Origin of the sequence: Nonomuraea sediminis, from assembly GCF_018531495.1 — a bacterium.
Classification (GTDB): Bacteria; Actinomycetota; Actinomycetes; order Streptosporangiales; family Streptosporangiaceae; genus Nonomuraea; species Nonomuraea sediminis.
In genome coordinates, this window is the sequence record NZ_JAHDTI010000014.1 from 278,227 (window position 1) to 296,584 (window position 18,358).

Genomic DNA, 18,358 nt, shown 5'->3' on the forward strand with positions numbered 1-18,358 from the left:
TGATCGAAAACAGCGTGGAGGTATCCGCATGAGCGCAGATCGGATGCTGACCTATGTCGGCGCCGGTTCGGCGAAGTTCTGGGAAGTGCGTCAGGACGGCACGGAGCTGAACATTCGCTATGGGCGGCTGGGCGCGGCCGGTCAGGCGCAGGTCAAGTCGTTCGACTCCGCCGCTGCCGCCGCGGCGGCGGCCGACAAGCTGGTGGCGGAGAAGTTACGCAAGGGCTACACGGAAGACGCGGCGGCCGCCGCCCCGGCGGTCATCGACAACGCTGGGGACGAGGACACGCTGACGATGCCGGCCGCTTGGCTGCGCAGCCTTCGCCCCCGGCGGGGTGGCGTGAAGGTCGCCGTGAAGCAGCCGGACGCGGGCGCGCCCAAGGAACTCGCCGCGAGGTTGGACGAACTCCGGCAGCCGATCCTCGACTCGCTGGCGAAGTGTCCCGACCCGGAGATCGCCTCCGCGGGCGCGGCATACCTGGCCGGGGAGCCCACCGCCACGCCGCTGGGCGCCGCGGCGGTCGCCAAGGCGGCGAGTGCGTCCCTGTCGTGGCACGATCGGGCGTGGCCGCCCCTGTTCGCCGATGCCTGGCTGGTCGAACGTGGCCTGGCGTTCGCGGCGGTGGCCGTGACCGAGCTGGCCTCGCTGGATCTGGACCCCTACGAGTACCCACAGCGCGTCCGGCGGCTGGCTGACGGTGAATTCCCCGGCCATTGGTCCGGCTGGCATCCATCGGAGCTCGCCGCGCGGGTTCGCGCCGTCCTCTCGGTCGCATCGGATGCCGAGTACGCCGAGGTCGTCGCGGCGCTGGCGGTGAGCCGTGAAGGCGGGCTCCACCATCGGGTGGCGGCTTCCTGCCTGGCGCCGACCGAGGCCGACTGGGTCACGGCCGACTGCGCCGAAGTGAGCAGCGTCAATCCGGGTCTCGCCTCCAGCCTGGTCGCCGCGATCAGCACGCCGGAGCATGCGGCAATCATCGCGAGCCACGTGGAGGGTTTCTACCTGCTGCAATCCCTCGCGCTGCCCGCCACGGTCGTCGACGGCATGGGGGTCGCGGCCGTGCCGGTGCTGGCCGGATGGTTCGGCCACCACTACGACGCGGAAGGCGAGCGGCGGCTGCTGGGCATGTTCGCCGAACTGCCGACCGACGCGGCGATGCAGACACTCCTCGACCGGATCGAGCAGAAGTACACCCAGCCGGCCTTCCTGCGCGCGGCGGCCCGCTTCCCGCGCCGGGCGATGCGGATGCTGGCCGCCTCCCGTGGCAAGGTCGTGGACCTGCTGCTGCGCGCCCACGTGCTGGCGCACCCCGATCTGGTGGCCGAGGTGCTCGCGACCGTCGACGACGCCTCCGCCGAGCGGATCAACAAGATCGCGGCCGTCGCCACGGTCGCCACGGCTCCGCTCGAGGCCTTGCCCGAGGTGCTGGTCAGCCCGCCCTGGACCCGCCCGCGTACGGCCCGCAAGCCGGTCGTGGTGAATGGCCTGGTATGTGCAGATAAGTCGACAATGGCGTGGCGGCCGGGCGAGCGGGACGCTTGGCGTTCCGGCCGGCCGGAACACGGTTCATGGGATCAGGCCTGGCAACAGAGCTGGGAAGAGGTCGCCGGCCAGATCGCCGATGCCCGGCGGGGCAGCTGGCACAACGAGATCGCCCTGTTCGTCGCCGGACCCGAGGAACTGGCCAGACCGCTGATCGAGAAGTGGCGTCCGCGCGACCTGTGGGGAGCCTCCGAGTGGATGCCGAGGGTGGTCGCCAGGTTCGAGCTCGCAGCGCTGTCCAGGGCGCTGGACAGCGCCCGGAGCAGCCCCGTCGCGGTCGCTCCTGTGCTGCTCCCGTTCGCCGCTCCGGAGATCGCCGTGCTGATGGCCGACTGGCTTTCCCGGCTGAAGTCCGTGCGCGCCACCGCGCTGGCGTGGCTGGCACGACACCCCGAGGCGGCCGCCAGGGCGCTGATCCCACCGGCTCTGGGCAAGCCCGGCCTGGCCAGGCGGCAGGCCGAGCGGGCGCTGGCGGCGCTGGTCGCGAGCGGTAACCGCGACGCCGTGGCGGAGGCCGCCGCGGGTTACGGCCCCGCGGCCGAGGCCGCCGTCGCCGATCTGCTCTCTGCCGACCCGCTCGACGCGCTGCCCGGCAAGATGCCCGTGCTGCCCGAGTGGGCGGAGGTCGCGCTCCTGACACCGATCCACCTGCGCGGCGACGCGGGGGCGCTGCCGGCCGAGGCGGTCCGCCATGTGATGACGATGCTGGCGATCTCCAGGCCCGGTGATCCGTACGCCGGTCTCGCCCTGGTCAAGGAGGCCTGCGACAGCCGCGGCCTCGCGGACTTCGGCTGGGCGCTGTTCCAGCGCTGGCAGGCGGCCGGTTACCCGTCCAAGGAGAGCTGGGTGATGGACGCGCTGGGACTGCTCGGCGACGACGAGACCGTCCGGCGGCTGACGCCGTTGATCAGGACCTGGCCGGGTGAGGGCGGGCACGCGCGTGCGGTCGCAGGCCTGGACCTGCTGGCCGGCATCGGCTCCGAGGTCGCGTTGATGCACCTGCACGGCATCGCCGAGAAGGTCAAGTTCGGCGGGCTCAAGAACCGGGCCAGGCAGAAGATGGACGAGGTCGCCGCGGAGCTCGGCCTGACGGCGCAGGAACTGGCCGACCGGCTGGTGCCGGACTTCGGGCTGTCCACCGACGGCAGCCTGACCCTCGACTACGGCCGCAGGCAGTTCGTCGTCGGCTTCGACGAGCAGCTCAAGCCGTACGTGGCCGACGCCGCGGGAAAGCGGCTCAAGAACCTTCCCAAGCCGGGGGCGAACGACGATCCGGAGCTCGCGCCCGCCGCCTACCAGCGGTTCGCCGGGCTGAAGAAGGACGTGCGCGCCGTGGCCTCGGACAGCATCCGCAGGCTGGAGCAGGCCATGGTGATCCGGCGCCGCTGGAGCGGTGCGGACTTCAAGCGGCTGTTCGTCGGCCACCCGCTGCTCTGGCACATCGTGCGGCGGCTGGTGTGGGGGCTCTACGACCCCTCAGGCCGGCTCACGGGCGCCCTGCGGGTGGCCGAGGACCGCAGTTTCGCCGACGTCGAGGACGACACGCTGACGTTGCCCGACGAGGCCGTCGTCGGGGTGGCGCACCCGCTGGAACTGCAGGAGAAGCTGGCAGCCTGGTCCGAGGTGTTCGCCGACTACGAGATCCTCCAGCCGTTCCCGCAACTGGGCCGCGAGACCTACGCCCCGGACGAGACGCTGCTGAACGAGATCAGCACCGCCAGAATCCCCACCGTCAAGGTGGTCGGCCTGGAACGGCGCGGCTGGCGGCGAGGCGACCCGCAGGACGCCGGTTGGCAGGGCTGGATCGAGCGGGACGTGCCCGGCGGCAGGACCATCACGATCGGTCTCAATCCCGGCATCGCGATCGGCTACCTCGACTACGCCGACGAGCAGACCCTGGAGGGGGTCTCCCTCGACGGCCTCGATCCGATCACCGTCTCCGAGATCCTGCGAGACCTACGGGAGATCACCCGATGAACGAACACGCCCAGCGGCCTCCGGCCGAGATCCGCTACGCCGACGAGCTGGCCCGGCTGCGGGAGAACGACACCGACGACCGGCCACCCGGCTGGGCGCTGAGCCTGCGAGCCGCCCGGCGCTTCGTCATCGGGGACGAGAAGCTGGGCATCAGCCGCAAGTTCGTGGGTGATGCCTCACTGATCGACCGATCGCTGGTGACGCTCGCGACCAATCGTGGCCTGATGCTGGTGGGCGAGCCTGGCACGGCGAAGTCGCTGCTGTCCGAGCTGCTCGCCGCGGCCGTGAGCGGAACCTCGACGCTCACCATCCAGGGCGGCGCGGCCACCACCGAGGACCAGATCAAATATTCGTGGAACTACGCGCTGCTGGTCGCCGAGGGCCCGTCCACCCGGTCGCTGGTGGCCGCTCCGCTGCTGCGCGGCATGGCCGAGGGCAAGGTGGTGCGCTTCGAGGAGATCACCCGCTGCCCGCTGGAGGTGCAGGACTGCCTGCTGTCGCCGCTGTCGGACCGGGTGCTCGCCGTACCGGAACTGACCGGTCCTGAGGCGATGGTGTTCGCTCAGGAGGGCTTCACCGTCATCGCCACCGCCAACACCCGCGACCGCGGCGTCAACGAGATGAGCGCCGCGCTCAAGCGCCGGTTCAACTTCGAGACCGTCTTCCCGATCGCCGACTTCGACACCGAGCTGCTGCTGGTGGAGGCGGAGGCCACCGCTCTGCTGAAGCGCTCGGGCGTCGGCGCGCCGCCACGGCGCGACGTGCTGGAGGTCCTGGTCACCGCGTTCCGTGAGCTGCGCGAGGGGCAGACCGCGCGCGGCGACGCCACCGACCGGCTGTCGGGGGTGATGAGCACCGCCGAGGCCGTCTCGGTCGCGCATGCCGTCGGGCTGCGCGGCTGGTTCCTGCGCGGCGAGCCAGGCACCGCCGCCGACCTGGTCTCCTGTCTGGCCGGCACGGCGGCCAAGGACAACCCGGAGGACCTGGCGAAGCTCCGCAGATACCTGCAGCAGAGGCGGGGTGGCGACCAGTGGAAGGCCTTGTACGAGGCCCGTCATCTCCTGCCGGGCTGACGATGACGGTCACGTTCATCGGAGTGCGGCACCACAGCCCCGCCTGCGCCCGGCTGGTCGCCGACACCATTCATTCCGTACGGCCGGCATACGTGCTGGTCGAGGGCCCGGCCGACATGAACCACCGGATGGATGAGCTTCTGCTGGGTCATGAGCTGCCGATCGCGGTCTACACCAGCTACCGGGATCCGGAACGACGGCACGGCTCATGGACGCCGCTGTGCGACTACTCCCCGGAGTGGGCGGCGCTGACCGCGGGCCGTGACGTCGGCTCCGAGCTGCGTTTCATCGACCTGCCCGCCTGGCATCCGGCGCTGGCCGACGTCCGCAACCGTTACGCCGACGCCGAGGCCCGCTACAGCGAGGTGACCGGACGGCTGTGCCGTACCTTCGCCGTGGACAACGTGGACGCGTTGTGGGACCACCTGTTCGAGATCGAGCCGGCCGACGGGCTGGCCGAACGGCTGGCGACCTACTTCGACCTGGTGCGCGGCGAGACGCAGGCCGGGCCGGACGGCATGGCCCGCGAGGCGTACATGGCGCAGTGGGTCCGAGCCGCCGTCGCCGACGCGGGCGACAGGCCGGTGGTCGTGGTCACGGGCGGCTTCCACCGCCCCGCGCTGATCCGGCTGGCCGAGCAGGGTGACCGGAGCCGGCCGGAGGTGCCGCAGCCGCCCGCGGACGCGGTCGTCGGCAGCTACCTGGTGCCGTACTCGTTCCGGCGGCTGGACGCCTTCGACGGCTACCAGTCGGGCATGCCGTCGCCGGGCTACTACCAGGACCTGTGGGAGTCCGGTCCCGCCGACGCCGCCCGCAGGCTCACCGAGGCGGTGACGGCCCGGCTGCGCGCCCGGCGCCAGCCGGTGTCCACCGCGGACCTGATCGCCGCTCGGGCCACCGCGGACGGGATCGCGCTGATGCGTGGTCATCCGCATCCGGCCCGCGTCGATGTGCTGGACGGCCTGGCCGGCGCGCTCGTCAGCGAGGCGATCGAGGCACCGCTGCCCTGGTCGGCCCGCGGCCCGCTGCAGGCCGGCAGCCATCCGGTGATCGTGGAGATGATCGCGGCCCTCAGCGGTGACCGGGTGGGCCGCCTGCATCACTCGACTCCGCTGCCACCGCTGGTCCACGCGGTTCTCGCGGTGTTGGGCGGTCCGGGTGAGGAACGGCTCGACCTCGGCAGGGAAGCCGACCGCGAGCGCAGCCGCCTGCTGCACCGGCTGCGGGTGCTGCGGATCCCCGGCGTGGAGCGCACCTCGGGACCCCGCCCGGCCGGCGGTACGGAGCTGGTCGAACGATGGGCGCTGACCGAGTCCGACGACCGGCTGCCCGCACTGATCGAGGCCGGTGGATATGGCGTGGACCCGCAGGAGGCGGCGGCCTCCGCCCTCGCCGAACGGATCACTGGCGCGGACCTGGACCAGCTGGCCGACGTCCTGTTCGACACGGCGCTGTGCGGCATCGGCGAGCTGGCCGCACAGGTGCTGGACGACCTGGCACGGGCCGTCGGCGCGGCGGCCGGTCTGGGACCGTTGGGCCGGACCCTCACCGTCGCCCTGGCGATGTGGCGCCACGACGGCCTGTTCAGCACCAGCGGCAGCGTCACCTTGGGCACGGTCGTCAAGGCTGCCACCCGCCGGGCGCTGTGGCTGGCCGAAGGCGTGCGCGGCGGCCCCGCACCGGCCGACCTCCAGCGCATCCACGCCGTGACCGCCGTCCGCGACGCCCTCAGACACGCCGGCCCGGCGCTCGGCCTGGACACCAACGCGGCGCTGGGCGTCGCGGACCGGCTCGCCGCCTGCCGGGAGGCGCCGCCCGACCTGCGCGGAGCGTCGTTGGGGCTGGGCTGGTCGTTGCGTGGTACGGCTGCCGCGGATCCCGCCCGAGCGTTGCGCGGCGCGTTCGTCCCGGCGTCGGCCGGGGACTGGCTGGCCGGGTTGTTCGCGCTCGCCCGCGAGGAGGTGCTGCACACCGACGGCATGCTGGAACTGCTCGACGAGCTGGTCGGGGGGATGACCGATGACGACTTCCTGGTGGCCCTGCCCGCGCTGCGCCAGGCGTTCGGCTTCTTCCCGCCCCGCGAACGGCACCTCATCGCCACTCGTCTGGTCGAGCGGCGCGCCGGCGGCGCATCCGGATGGGACCTGATGCGCTTGGACGCGGCACCGGAGCTGGTGGCCGCGGGAATGGCACTGGACGAACGCGTCGAGGCGGCCCTGCGCCGGGAGGGACTGATCACATCATGACCGACCCCACCCTGGAACGGTGGCGTCTGCTGCTCGGCGAGGCCGGCAGCGCATGCCTCGGCGGGCAGCGGCTCGACGCGCGGGCCGCGGCCCGTGACGCGGCCATGGACTGGCTCTACGGCCGCGACGAGGAACTGCGCCGACGTGGTGTACGACGGCAGTGCGCGACAGGCGAGTCAACGCTGACCACCTTCGACTGGCTCGACGACATCACCCGGCTGTTCCCCAAGGAGACCGTCGAACGGCTGCAACGTGACGCGATCGAGCGTTACGAGATCCATGACGTGGTGACCGACCCGGCCGTGCTGGCGCGCATCGAACCCAATCCCGCGCTGCTCAAGGCGGTGCTGCGGACCAAGCACCTGATGAACCCGCAGGTGCTGCGGCTGGCCAGACGGATCGTGGAGCAGGTCGTCCGGCAGCTGATGGACAAGCTCGCCACCGAGGTTCGCAGCGCGTTCTCCGGCACCAAGGTACGACGGCCCGGACAGATGCGGCTGGCCCGCAATTTCGACATGGTCAGGACCCTGCGCGCCAACCTGGGCCGCTACCAGCCCGAGACCGGCAAGGTGGTGATCGAGACCCCGTTCTTCTTCTCCCGCACCCGCCGCCACCTCGAGCAGTGGCAGGTGATCCTGCTCGTCGACCAGTCCGGCTCGATGGTCGACTCGGTGATCCACTCGGCGGTCACCGCGGCCTGCCTGTGGGGGTTGCCCGGGGTACGCACGCACCTGGTCGCCTTCGACACCGCAGTGGTGGACCTGACCGCCGACGTGGACGATCCGGTGGAATTGCTGATGAAGGTCCAGCTGGGCGGCGGCACCGACATCGCCCGCGCTGCCGCCTACGGCGCGGGCCTGGTGGATCAGCCGCGCCGGGCGATCGTCGTGCTGATCTCCGACTTCTACGAGGGCGGCGATCAGCACCGCTTGGTGCGCGTCGTGCGCGACCTGGTGGCGCAGGGCAGCAAGGTGCTGGGCCTGGCCGCCCTCGACGAGCAGGCCAATCCCGCCTACGACCGGGAGCTGGCGCAGCGCCTGGCCGATGCCGGAGCCTACGTGGGTGCGATGACACCCGGCGAGCTGGCGTCCTTCGTCGCGGAGCACGTGGGCCGATGAGGACAGATCTGCTCGGGCTCACGACGGACTCCCTCGCCGCGCTCACCAACCGCGGTCTGGTCAAGCGTGCCGGCAAGGAAGCCGCGCCGGAGCTTCGGACCGACGCTGACGGCACCGTGCACGGCAGCTTCCCTGACGGCCTGACCACGAGCCTGCCTCCCGGCGGCCTCGACCTGGCCCGCTGCACCTGCGGTGCCGGCGGCGTCTGCCGGCACGTCATCGGGGTGATCCTCGCCTACCAGCGCCTGCCCGCCGAGGCTGCCCCGGCGCCCGCTGACGCCGACCCGGAGCTCGTGCCCTGGTCTCCGGGGCAGGTGTCCGACGATGAGCTGACCGCCAAGATCGGTGCCCGGCTGATGGCGGCCGCTCGCCGTACGGAAAGGACCGGATTCACGGCGCGGGTCAGCCGCGCGACCTCTGCCGACCCGGTACCGCAGGTCGAGCTGGCCACCGCGACCGTGCGCTTCCTGGTCCCCGGCGACCTCGGGTTCGTCCACACCGACGCCGTCGCAGGTAGTCGCGATGACGTCATCGCGCTGGCGGTGTGGGCGTTCCGGGTCGCCGACGAGCTGCACCCCGGCGTCCCCGAGGTGCGGGTCGACGTCGGTGGCGTGGCCGAAGCCGGTACCGGGTCCGGGCTGGAGCGGGCGCTGGGGCTGGCCGGCACGGTCCTGCGCGAGGGGGCGGCGCATCTCGGTCAGGGCCTCGAGGCCGCCATCGCCGACGTGCAGCGCCACCTGGACGCCGCCGGGCTGCGCTGGCCGCTGCTGGCCGTCGGCGACCTCGCCGAGCAACTGGCCTCCTATCGCGACCGCAGCTCCCACTACCGTCCCGAGCTGCTCGCGAGCCACGTCGCCGAACTGCACGCCCGGCACCGGGCGGTGACGCGGCCGGACGCCACACTGCGTAGCAGCGTGCTCGGCACCGCCGAAGCCGCCGAGACGCCGTTGCGCCGGGCCCGGCTGAAGAGCCTCGGCTGCCGGATCCGCGGTCTCGGCGACCAGCGGATCGCCGAGGTCTACCTGGTCCACAGCGACAGTGCCATGGTGCTGGTCCTGCGCCGTCAGTGGGACGGCGACGACGACGGGGCGGCGCTGGCGCGGCGGCGGATCGCCACGTCCACGCTGGACGCTCTGGCCACCGGCAACCTGGTCACGGAGTCCGCCGTCCGCAGCGCCAGCCGTACGGTGCGGCTGGCCACCGGGCGGATCTCCAAGACGACGGTCAGCCCGTCACAGGGCGACTGGGGTGAACTGCCGCAGTCCCTGGTCGTGACCGACTTCGCCGCGCTCAGCCGTGAACTCGACGCCCTCACGCTCCGGCCCGTCCGCCCCCGGGTCGAAGCGGAACTGGTCCGGGTCGTCGCCGTCGCCGAGGTGGAGGCCGTCACCTACGCCCCCGGAGACCAGCGCCTCGACGCCGTCATCGTCGACCAGGCGGGCAACACCGCCACCGTCAGGGCCACTCACATCGGCGCCGCCCCCGGACGCCTCGACTCGCTGGCCGCCGTGCTCGCCGGTGAGGAGGGCGAGCTGCGGTTCGTCAGCGGCGTGGTCGGGCGGACCGCGGGCGGCGTCGTCATCGAACCGGTCGGTCTGGCGGTCGGCGGGCGAGTCGTCGTCCCCGACCTGCAGCCTGCCGCTTCCACGGGCAGGCTGATGGTCGCGGAGGACGACCGGCACGAACCGCTGACTGCGGCTCTGATCGACACCCGGGGACTGCTCGCCGAAGTTGCCCATCACGGCTTGTCTCACCTGCCGCCGACCTACGACGACCGGCTCGCCACCGCGGCGCGGCGGTTGACCGTGCTCGGCCTGCACCGCACCGCGCAGGCCGTCACGACCTTCGCAGAGACGCGGACCCACGCCTCCGACGAGACGGCCGAGCAGGCCTGGATCGACGCCTACCTACGCCTGGACGTCGCCCTGGACCTGAACTGACCGCCGTGCCGGGTGCGAATTGTCTGGGAGCGCGAGGGTGTACCGCTGTGGGAGTAGGTGGGTGTGGGGGTTTTGCGTCGGTGGCGGTATGAGGGCAACGTACCCGCGGACGATGTCGCGGGGGTCGGTTCGCGGGAGGGTGGAGGTATGACGCACCCGTTCAGATTCGGTACCGTCGCAGGTCGTGCTCCCAGTGCGGCGGCCTGGGCCGGGCTGGCCCGCCGCGCGGAAGAGCTGGGCTACGCGACCCTGCTGGTCCCCGACACGCTCAACACCTTCTCCCCGTTCGCCGCCACGGCGGCCGCCGCCGCGGTGACGACGACCCTGCACGTCGGCACGTACGTGGCCAGTTCCCCCTACCGGACGCCCGCCATGGTGGCGTGGGAGGCGACGACGCTGCACGAGCTCTCCGGCGGCCGGTTCGAGCTCGGGCTCGGCGCCGGACGTCCGGGCGCGGAGCAGGAGACGGCCGCGCTCGGCGCCGAGTTCGGCACGCCCGCGCAGCGGATCGACCGCGTCGCGCAGACCGTCGACGCGGTCAAGGACATGCCCGTCCTCATCGCCGCCTCGGGCACCAGGCTGCTACGGCTGGCCGCGGAGAAGGCCGACATCGTCGCGCTCGGCCTGCCCGCCACCGCGACCGAGGACGATCTTGCGGCCAAGCTGGACGAGCTCTACGAGCTGGCCGGCGACCGCTTCGACGAGCTGGAGATCAACACGAACCTGGCGGCCGTGGGCGACGAGCTGCCCGCCTGGCTGTCACAGCAGCTCGGCACGGACCCGCGCGAGGTCGTGGCGAAGGGCGGCTACGGCATCCTCACCGGCACCGTCGACCAGATGGCGGACACGCTGCGCGCCCGCAGGGACCGGCTCGGCATCTCCTACGTCTCGGTCAGCGCGCAGTTCATCGAGCAGTTCGCCCCGATCGTGGAGCGACTCGCCGGTACCTGATTACACGCTCCGGGCCAGCTTCACCACGGCCGCGACGAGCGCGGCACCGTCCAGGAGCACCTGGTCGTTGTGGTCGGCGCCGGGCACCTCGACCAGCGTCACCGGGCCGCCCGCCGACGCGGCCACGGTACGGCTCAGCTCAGGCGGGACGATCGTGTCGCGGGAGCCGTACACGATGGTCGTGGGCACCCGCACGGAGGCGAGCTGCTCGGCGAGCGGGAAGCGGTCGCGCAGCAGGAGGCGTACCGGCAGGAACGGGTAGGCGTGCCGGCCCGCGTCGGCCAGGTCGGTGAACGGGGAGCGCAGCAGCAGGGCGGACGGCGGCCGCTCGACGGCCAGCGCGGTGACCACGGCGGCGCCGAGGCTCTCGCCGAAGTAGATGACCTTGCCGGACAGGAAGGCGCGCGCCGCGCGGACGTCCCTGGCCAGCCCTTCCTCGGACGGGCTGCCCGGATTGCCGCCGTAGCCGCGGTAGTCCATGAGCAGCACGGGGAAGCCTTCACGGACCAGCGCGGCGGCCAGCGGCGCGCGGGAGCTCCTGTTGCCCGCGTTGCCGCCCGCGACCAGCACGGTGATGTCGCGGGTGCCGGGGAAGTACCAGGCGCCGAGCGCCAACCCGTCCGACGTGGTGAGCGTGACGTCGCGCCCGCCCGGCAGGACGGCGCCCGCGCTGGGCACGGCGCCGCTGTCGGGCAGGTAGATGAGGCGCCGCTGGAACACCCACAGGAGCCCGATCAGCACCACCGCCACGACCAGGACGGTCAGCAGGATCCGCATACTTCCGATGATCCGGCAACAGTCGTGCGCAGGGTCTCGATCCACCAGTCGAGCATGCGATCCCGCGCATCCGCGTCCAGTCCGACGCTCCTGCGGAATTCGCCGCCGAACAACGGCTCCATCGCGACAGCCTGGTGCAATCCGGCCATCGTCAGCTGGATCGCCTCGCGTGACGGCGGTGTTCGCCCGGTGGCCGCGCAGTGCTGCCGCGCATGGGCGTGCAGGCGATCCACCACCTCATCGAGCATTCCGCTGCCGGTATCCCGCCAGCCGGACTGGTGCAGCGCGAGCGCCAGTGCGGCGTAACCATCGGCGTACAGCGCGGACAGCGCGCGCACCAACCCGGCGAGGTCGATCGGGCCGTCGGTCCACGCGCCCAGCACGCCGTGCAGTTCGGCCTTCAGCTTGGCCCCGCCGAATCGCAGCAGCGACTCCAGCAGTTGTTCACGCGTGCCGAAGTGGTGGTTGACCGCGGCATCCGACACCCCGATCTCGGCGGCGATGGCGCGCACCTGCACGGCGGCCGGACCGCCCGCGGCGAGCAGCTTGCTCGCCGCCTCGAGGATCATCCGCTTGGCGTCATCGGGTTTGCGTCGCACTCGGGTGGCCATGCGCCCATCTTACCTTGACCTGCCAAGGTAACGCCCTTACCTTGGAGGCCCAAGGTAAGGGAGGCGCCATGTCCACGATTCCGGCGATGACCGACCTGGCCGCGACGCTGGGCGTCGCGATCCACGATCCGGCGCCGCCCCGCGAGATCCGCTTCTCCCGTGCGGGCTGCCGGTTGCACGGACTCGACTGGGGCGGGACAGGATCCCCGGTACTCCTGCTGCACGGCGGCGGACTGACCGCGCACACGTGGGATTTCGTCTGCCTCGGCCTGCGCGGCGCCGCCCGGCTGGTCGCGCTGGATCTGCGTGGTCACGGCGACAGTGACTGGTCCGACGACTACCGCATCGACACCATGGCGGCCGATGTCGTCGCCGCGGCCGACCACCTCGGCTTCGAGCGGGTCGGGCTGGTCGGCATGTCGCTCGGCGCCGTGGTCGCGGCCCACGTCGCCGATGCGCGGCCCGACCTGGTGGAGCGGCTGGCGATCGTCGACGTCGCACCCGGCGCCGACTTCGAGAGCACCTGGCGAATGCGGGCGTTCATGGCCCGGCTCGGTCCGGTGCGGGAACTCGAGACGGTGGTGGAGGCCGCCATGCGGGTCAATCCACGCGCCAACCGCGCGGGTGTCGCCTACCGCATGAGCACGATGTTCCGCCGTGCGCCCGATGGCGATTGGGCGCCGAAGGCCGATCCGCGTCCACCCGACTTCTCCGCCATTCTCGAGGCAGTCGAACGGCTGGCCGCCCAGCTGACCGGGGTGCCGGTGCTGCTGGTGCGCGGCGAACGCAGCAAAGTGCTCCCCCAGGCGACCGCCGAACGCCTGGTCGGGCGCATTCCGGACGGGCAGCTCGTGGTCGTACCGGACGCGGGGCACAACGTCCAGGAGGACAACCCGGCCGCGCTGATCGCCGCCTTGCGCGTCTTCTTCGGATCTTCGTGAACCAGTACGGCGAGCGCCGGCTCAGCGGCGGGCTTCGGCGGCGGTCTTGAGTGCGGCCAGCCAGGCGTCGAGACCTGGTGCGAGGTACTTGATGGAGGTGGCCGGGTCGGCCTCGATCTGGTCACCGGTCCAGCTCTCCTCGGTGCGCACGAGGACACCGCCCTTGACCTTGATGAAGTTCCAGACGTGGACGCCCCGGTCGATGCGCAGTCCCTTGCCGATCGCGGGCCCGGTCCAGCGGATGCACCGGTTGTGCTTGATCTGCTGGACGGTGGAGGTGATGACCAGGGTGGTGGCGGGGGTCGCGGGCGTGGCGGGCGCCGGCGTGGTCCACCGGAACCGCGAACCCTTCCTCAGCGGGCCCGGGTCCAGCCGCTTCATGCTGGTGACGGGCTTCTGCCAGGAGGGCCAGCCTTCCACGTCGGTGTGCAGCTTCCAGATGGTGCTCAGCGGCGCCTTGATGAGGATCTCGGTTCGGTGGTGGAGCTTGGCGGCGGGATCGATGCCCTCGCCCCGGCAGGTCAGTGCGGCGTCGCCGTACATCGTGCTCTGAGCGGCGGCGGCATGAGCCGGTGCGGCGACCAGGAGCCCGGTGGCGGCCAGCGGGATCGCGAGCAGAGCGGCGCGCAGCCGGACCTGGCGGCGGGGGGATCGTGCGGTGTCGATCATGACTGTTCTCCTCGTCTCGTTAATGCCTCTTGCGAGAGTTAGAGGCTATAACTCGCCGAGTCTTAGCGTCAATAGCGAAAGTGAGAACCTCTAACTAGACTGCGACGTTGTCACGCTGAGCAGGAAGGAGCGGCTGATGACGGACGCAGGAGGGCAGAGCCCGCGGGAGCGCTACCGGGCTCAGGTGCACGCGGAGATCAAGCGACACGCGTGGGAGCAGATCGCCGATGCGGGAGTGTCCGCGCTGTCGCTCAACGCGATCGCCAAACAGATGGGCATGAGCGGCCCCGCCCTCTACCGGTACTTCGCCGGCCGCGACGAGTTGATCACCGCGCTCATCCGCGACGCGTACCGCAGCCTCGCCGACACCGTCGGAGCGGCGTTCGACTCCGGTGCCGACCTGGCCGGACTGGCCCAGGTCATCAGGGACTGGGCCAGGAGCGATCCGCAGCGGTACTTCCTCATCTACGGCACGCCCGTCCCCGGCTACCACGCACCCGACGACATCACCGCGATCTCGTTCGAGGTCATGACGGTGCTGCTCGAAGCCTCCGGTGTGCCATCGGCCGACAGGCCGGCGACACCGTTCGACGCCCACCTGGAGACCCACCGCGCATGGGCGGACGACCACCCGGCGGCGGCCACGACCCTGCATCGCGCCCTGTCCTTCTGGACCCGCCTGCACGGCGTGCTCTCACTGGAACTCGCCGGTCACTTCGCCGGAATGGAGTTCGACCCCGACCTCCTGATCGCGGACGAACTGAACGACCTGCTGACGCGGTGACCACGTCGTCGATCACAGCGGTCTCACTCGGCCGGCCCGGGACTCCAGGTAGCGCTGCTCGGCGATGCTGGCGGTGGCCTTCGCGGCGCGCCGGTAGTGCTCGTACGCCCCGACCGTGTCACCGGCCTTCTCCAGCAGATGCGCCCGTACCGATAGCAGCCGGTGATGCCCGGCCATCCGCTCGTCACCATCCAATGCGGTCAGCAAGGCCAGCCCGGCCAGTGGGCCCTCGGTCTCGGCGAGCGCGATAGCCCGGTTGAGGGTGACCATGGGGTTGGGCGCGATCCGTTCCAGGATCAGGTAGAGCGCGTGCACCTGCGGCCAGTTGGTCTCCTCGGCCGTGGCCGCGTCGGCGTGCGTGGCGGCGATGGCGGCCTGCAGTTGGTAAGGACCCAGTGCCGGGCCGGCCAGCGACGCCTTGACCAGCTCGAGGCCTTCGTCGATCAGCTCGCGGTCCCACTTCGTCCGGTCCTGCTCGTCCAGCGGCACCAGGTCGCCGGCGGCCGTCGTCCGCGTCTCCCGGCGGGCGTGGGTCAGCAGCATCAGCGCGAGCAGCGCGGTCACCTCGTCGTCCTCGGGCAGTTGCGCGTGCACCATCCTGGCCAGCCGAATCGCCTCGCGCGCGAGGTCGGCGCGGTGCAGCTCGCTGCCCGAGGAGGCGGTGTAGCCCTCGTTGAAGATCAGGTAGAGCACGTGCAGGACGGCCCTGAGCCGCTCCTCACGCTCCGCGCCGTACGGCAGGCTGAACGAGCTGCCCGCGGCCTTGATGCGCTGCTTGGCCCGGCTGATCCTGGCCGCCATCGTGGCCTCCGGCACCAGGAACGCGCGGGCGATCTCAGCGGTGGTCAGACCCCCGACCGCCCGCAGCGTCAGGGCGATCTGCGAGGCCGCGGTCAGCGTCGGATGGCAGCACAGGAACAGCAGGACGAGCGTGTCGTCGGTGTCCGGTACGTCCTCGGGCACCCCCTCGGTGGCCGCCGCCGACTCCCGCTCGCGGCGCGCGTGGTCACTGCGCAGCTGGTCGATGAGCCGCCGGGACGCGACAGTCACCAGCCAGCCGCGCGGGTTGTCCGGCACTCCCCCGGCCGGCCACTGCACGGTCGCGGCGAGGACGGCCTCCTGGACAGCGTCCTCACACTCCTCGAAGCGACCGTGGCGGCGTACCAACACGCCGAGGACCTGCTGCGCGAGCTCACGCAGCAGGTCCTCGACGGCCGGCGCCGTCATGCCTCCAGTTGCCCGTCAGCGAACATGACCTGCCGCACCTCGACCCCCAGGCCCTCGATCGCGGCGTCAGGGATCTGCGACGCCAGCTCGATCGCCCGCTCCTTGTTCTCGCAGTCGATCAGGTAGAAGCCGCCCAGATGCTCCTTGGCCTCCAGGAAAGGTCCGTCGGTCACCACCGGCCGGCCGTCGCGCACGGACACCACCACTGCCTGTGACGGGTCGACCAGCGCCTGCGTAGAGATCAGCTCACCGGACCTCTTCAGCGCCTCGATGAACGTGCCATGCCCGTTGCCGAGCGCCGCCTTCTCCTCGTCGGTCAGCGCGTCCAGCACGGCCGGGTTGATATGCATGCTGATCAGGAACTGCATCTCGTACTCCTTGTCGTCACGAGCCCTGGCTGGGCCCTTCCACCCGTTGGTCGGAGCCACCGCCGTCGTCTTGACATCCCCGCCGGAAACTTTCGCGCGAGTTTCGCCGTACCGATGTCAAGAAGCTCTCGACCGCTCCGACCAACCGGCGACACGTCGAGAGAACAGGAAGTTTCGGATATGCGAGTCAACCGGGCATGGCTGGGACTGGTCGTCCTGGCGCTGCCGGCATTGTTCGTCGCCATCGACACGACGGCGTTGCTCCTCGCGCTCCCGCAGTTGAGCGCCGGCCTGGGGGCCACCAACGTCGAGCAGCTGTGGATCAGTGACAGCTACGGATTCATGGTCGCCGGCCTGGTCATCACGATGGGCACGCTCGGCGACCGGATCGGCCGCCGGCGGTTGCTGATGATCGGCGGAGCGGCGTTCGCGGTGCTGTCGGTCGTGGCCGCCTTCGCGGACAGCCCGCTGATGCTGATCGTCGCGCGTGCGCTGCTGGGCGTCGCCGGGGCGACCCTGGCGCCGTCCACACTTGCCCTGATCACCAACATGTTCCACGACGGACGGCAGCGCGGGACGGCCATCGCGATCTGGGCGACCTGCCAGTTCACCGGCGGCGCGCTCGGCCCCGTGCTCGCCGGATTCCTGCTCCAGCACTTCTGGTGGGGATCGGTGTTCCTGGTCGCCGTGCCGGCGATGGCGTTGCTGCTGCTCGCCGGGCCGGTCCTGCTGCCGGAGTTCCGCAGCGACCAGGCCGGCCGGCTGGACCTGGCCAGCGTCGGGCTGTCGATCGTGGCGGTGCTCCTGATGGTCTACGGCATCAAGCAACTGACCGTCGAGAGCGTGTCGGCCGTCCCGGCGCTGGCCCTCGTCGCCGGCGCGGTCCTCGGATTGCTGTTCGTACGCCGGCAGCTCCGGCTGGAGACGCCGCTGCTGGACCTGCGGCTGTTCCGCAACCGTCCGTTCACGGCCGTACTCGTCGCGCTGGCCTTCGCCGGCATCGCGATGGCCGGCACGGGCCTGCTGGTGACCCAGTATCTGCAGAGCGTGCTGGGCTTCTCGCCGTTCACGTCGGCACTGCTGTTCGCACCCATGGGCCTGGGTACGGCGGCCGGCACGATGGCCGCACCGGCGCTGGCCCGGCGGATGAAGCAGACGACAGCCATCGCCGGCGGGCTGGCGGGGTCGGCGCTGGGCAGCCTGCTGCTGGTCGGCGCCGACGGCAAGCTCGCCCTGCCCCTGGTCATGATCGGCATCACCGTGCTCGCGCTGGGCACCGGCCCGCTGTTCGCGCTGGGCACTGGGCTGATCGTCGGATCCGTACCGCCGGAGCGCGCCGGCTCGGCGGCGTCGATGTCGGAGACCGGCAACTACTTCGGCGGCTCGCTCGGCTTCGCGCTGCTCGGCGTGGTGGCCGCGGTGGTCTACCGCAGCCGGATGGACGGCACGTCCGACTCGCTGGCCGGCGCGGTCGCCACCAGCCGGCACCTTCCCGCCGCCCAGGGCGCTGATCTGCTGCACACCGCGCGGGAGGCGTTCACGGCCGGCCTGCACGTCACCGGCCTCATCGCCGCGATCATCTTCGCCGGGCTGGCCGTACTGACACTGACCATGCGCCCGGCGACCACCCCCGCCGCGCTCCCCGACTACGAGGCGACCCGCTCATAGAACCCTGCATATCCGTCACGCGGCGGCGCCTCACAGGATTGGGAAACATCAGATTTCGTCATTGTATGGTGCATTTTCCCCAAGGAATCGAACAAAGCGCGCTCGCGCTCAACCCCCACCATTGTGGAAGCGCCGCACATTCAACCGACCGACCACCGCCACACTTCCCTCGAACACCACACAAAGCATTCTCAAAGCCTTCCCCCTATGTCCCGATATGCCCCCATTTCGAGTGTTATTGTCCGTTTGTCAACATAGGACGGCTCTCGCATCGAGAGTCAGCTCATTGGGGGGAACATGGCACGTTTCGGCTTCCCTGCGTGGGGCGGCTGGGGCCCAGGTCCGAACTGGCTGTGGCCAAGACGCGGCTGCGGCTGGCGCCGCCGCTGGTGGGGCGGCGGCGGCTGGGGCGGCGGCTGCGGCGGCGGCTGCCGCCGTAGGCGCTGGTGGTGGTAGACAAACCCA

At 71.3% G+C, this 18,358-nt stretch carries 14 protein-coding genes; 9 read left to right on the forward strand and 5 right to left on the reverse strand.

Annotated features, from left to right (window positions below; all coding sequences use genetic code 11):
- The first annotated feature begins 28 nt into the window (after positions 1–28).
- The 6 genes from KIK09_RS45365 (at position 29) to KIK09_RS45390 (ending at position 10,848) form a co-directional block, all read left to right on the forward strand.
- Positions 29–3,520, forward strand: coding sequence for a DUF4132 domain-containing protein (locus KIK09_RS45365; RefSeq protein ID WP_214325742.1), 3,492 nt, complete (start codon positions 29–31; stop codon positions 3,518–3,520).
- Positions 3,517–4,593, forward strand: coding sequence for an ATP-binding protein (locus KIK09_RS45370; RefSeq protein ID WP_214325743.1), 1,077 nt, complete (start codon positions 3,517–3,519; stop codon positions 4,591–4,593). The genes KIK09_RS45365 and KIK09_RS45370 overlap by 4 nt, the downstream gene beginning before the upstream one ends.
- 2 nt (positions 4,594–4,595) lie before the next feature.
- Positions 4,596–6,839 carry a DUF5682 family protein gene (locus KIK09_RS45375; RefSeq protein ID WP_214325744.1) on the forward strand — a complete coding sequence of 748 codons (2,244 nt, stop codon included), beginning with the start codon at positions 4,596–4,598 and terminating at the stop codon, positions 6,837–6,839.
- On the forward strand, positions 6,836–7,957 hold the full coding sequence (locus KIK09_RS45380; protein WP_214325745.1) for a VWA domain-containing protein: 1,122 nt from the start codon (positions 6,836–6,838) through the stop codon (positions 7,955–7,957). The genes KIK09_RS45375 and KIK09_RS45380 overlap by 4 nt, the downstream gene beginning before the upstream one ends.
- Positions 7,954–9,897, forward strand: a complete 1,944-nt coding sequence (locus KIK09_RS45385; RefSeq protein WP_214325746.1) for a YehQ family protein — start codon at positions 7,954–7,956, stop codon at positions 9,895–9,897. The genes KIK09_RS45380 and KIK09_RS45385 overlap by 4 nt, the downstream gene beginning before the upstream one ends.
- A 147-nt stretch (positions 9,898–10,044) precedes the next feature.
- Positions 10,045–10,848: an LLM class flavin-dependent oxidoreductase gene (locus KIK09_RS45390; protein WP_214325747.1), complete on the forward strand. Its 804-nt coding sequence runs from the start codon at positions 10,045–10,047 to the stop codon at positions 10,846–10,848.
- On the opposite strand, the gene KIK09_RS45395 is transcribed toward KIK09_RS45390, so the two are convergent.
- Positions 10,849–11,625 (reverse strand): alpha/beta hydrolase, encoded by a 777-nt coding sequence (locus tag KIK09_RS45395; protein WP_214325748.1) that lies wholly within the window; start codon positions 11,623–11,625, stop codon positions 10,849–10,851. It lies immediately after the preceding gene.
- Positions 11,610–12,236 (reverse strand): TetR/AcrR family transcriptional regulator, encoded by a 627-nt coding sequence (locus tag KIK09_RS45400; protein WP_214325749.1) that lies wholly within the window; start codon positions 12,234–12,236, stop codon positions 11,610–11,612. The genes KIK09_RS45395 and KIK09_RS45400 overlap by 16 nt, the downstream gene beginning before the upstream one ends.
- Before the next feature lie 86 nt (positions 12,237–12,322).
- Between KIK09_RS45400 and KIK09_RS45405 the strand changes: the two genes are divergently transcribed.
- A complete protein-coding gene (locus KIK09_RS45405; protein WP_214325750.1) occupies positions 12,323–13,177 on the forward strand; it encodes an alpha/beta fold hydrolase in 855 nt (284 codons plus the stop codon).
- Positions 13,178–13,198: 21 nt separating this feature from the next.
- On the opposite strand, the gene KIK09_RS45410 is transcribed toward KIK09_RS45405, so the two are convergent.
- Positions 13,199–13,846 (reverse strand): SRPBCC family protein, encoded by a 648-nt coding sequence (locus KIK09_RS45410; RefSeq protein ID WP_214325751.1) that lies wholly within the window; start codon positions 13,844–13,846, stop codon positions 13,199–13,201.
- A gap of 136 nt (positions 13,847–13,982) precedes the next feature.
- Between KIK09_RS45410 and KIK09_RS45415 the strand changes: the two genes are divergently transcribed.
- Positions 13,983–14,630 carry a TetR/AcrR family transcriptional regulator gene (locus KIK09_RS45415; RefSeq protein ID WP_214325752.1) on the forward strand — a complete coding sequence of 216 codons (648 nt, stop codon included), beginning with the start codon at positions 13,983–13,985 and terminating at the stop codon, positions 14,628–14,630.
- Positions 14,631–14,642: 12 nt separating this feature from the next.
- Here KIK09_RS45415 and KIK09_RS45420 read toward each other — a convergent pair whose 3' ends face one another.
- Both KIK09_RS45420 and KIK09_RS45425 read right to left on the reverse strand, forming a co-directional pair.
- Positions 14,643–15,857 carry an RNA polymerase sigma factor gene (locus KIK09_RS45420; RefSeq protein ID WP_214325753.1) on the reverse strand — a complete coding sequence of 405 codons (1,215 nt, stop codon included), beginning with the start codon at positions 15,855–15,857 and terminating at the stop codon, positions 14,643–14,645.
- A complete protein-coding gene (locus KIK09_RS45425) occupies positions 15,854–16,225 on the reverse strand; it encodes a YciI family protein (RefSeq protein ID WP_214325754.1) in 372 nt (123 codons plus the stop codon). Before KIK09_RS45425 ends, KIK09_RS45420 begins: the two co-directional genes overlap by 4 nt.
- Before the next feature lie 180 nt (positions 16,226–16,405).
- Here KIK09_RS45425 and KIK09_RS45430 point away from each other — a divergent pair, with 180 nt between their 5' ends.
- A complete protein-coding gene (locus KIK09_RS45430) occupies positions 16,406–17,893 on the forward strand; it encodes an MFS transporter (RefSeq protein WP_214325755.1) in 1,488 nt (495 codons plus the stop codon).
- Positions 17,894–18,358 lie beyond the last annotated feature (465 nt).

What these genes read in the sequence shown, in the direction of transcription:
- KIK09_RS45365 (WP_214325742.1), top strand. Translation starts at nt 29, where the DNA reads ATGAGCGCAGATCGGATGCTGACCTATGTCGGCGCCGGTTCGGCGAAG.
- KIK09_RS45370 (WP_214325743.1), top strand. Translation starts at nt 3,517, where the DNA reads ATGAACGAACACGCCCAGCGGCCTCCGGCCGAGATCCGCTACGCCGAC.
- KIK09_RS45375 (WP_214325744.1), top strand. Translation starts at nt 4,596, where the DNA reads ATGACGGTCACGTTCATCGGAGTGCGGCACCACAGCCCCGCCTGCGCC.
- KIK09_RS45380 (WP_214325745.1), top strand. Translation starts at nt 6,836, where the DNA reads ATGACCGACCCCACCCTGGAACGGTGGCGTCTGCTGCTCGGCGAGGCC.
- KIK09_RS45385 (WP_214325746.1), top strand. Translation starts at nt 7,954, where the DNA reads ATGAGGACAGATCTGCTCGGGCTCACGACGGACTCCCTCGCCGCGCTC.
- KIK09_RS45390 (WP_214325747.1), top strand. Translation starts at nt 10,045, where the DNA reads ATGACGCACCCGTTCAGATTCGGTACCGTCGCAGGTCGTGCTCCCAGT.
- KIK09_RS45395 (WP_214325748.1), bottom strand. Translation starts at nt 11,625, where the DNA reads ATGCGGATCCTGCTGACCGTCCTGGTCGTGGCGGTGGTGCTGATCGGG.
- KIK09_RS45400 (WP_214325749.1), bottom strand. Translation starts at nt 12,236, where the DNA reads ATGGCCACCCGAGTGCGACGCAAACCCGATGACGCCAAGCGGATGATC.
- KIK09_RS45405 (WP_214325750.1), top strand. Translation starts at nt 12,323, where the DNA reads ATGACCGACCTGGCCGCGACGCTGGGCGTCGCGATCCACGATCCGGCG.
- KIK09_RS45410 (WP_214325751.1), bottom strand. Translation starts at nt 13,846, where the DNA reads ATGATCGACACCGCACGATCCCCCCGCCGCCAGGTCCGGCTGCGCGCC.
- KIK09_RS45415 (WP_214325752.1), top strand. Translation starts at nt 13,983, where the DNA reads ATGACGGACGCAGGAGGGCAGAGCCCGCGGGAGCGCTACCGGGCTCAG.
- KIK09_RS45420 (WP_214325753.1), bottom strand. Translation starts at nt 15,857, where the DNA reads ATGACGGCGCCGGCCGTCGAGGACCTGCTGCGTGAGCTCGCGCAGCAG.
- KIK09_RS45425 (WP_214325754.1), bottom strand. Translation starts at nt 16,225, where the DNA reads ATGCAGTTCCTGATCAGCATGCATATCAACCCGGCCGTGCTGGACGCG.
- KIK09_RS45430 (WP_214325755.1), top strand. Translation starts at nt 16,406, where the DNA reads ATGCGAGTCAACCGGGCATGGCTGGGACTGGTCGTCCTGGCGCTGCCG.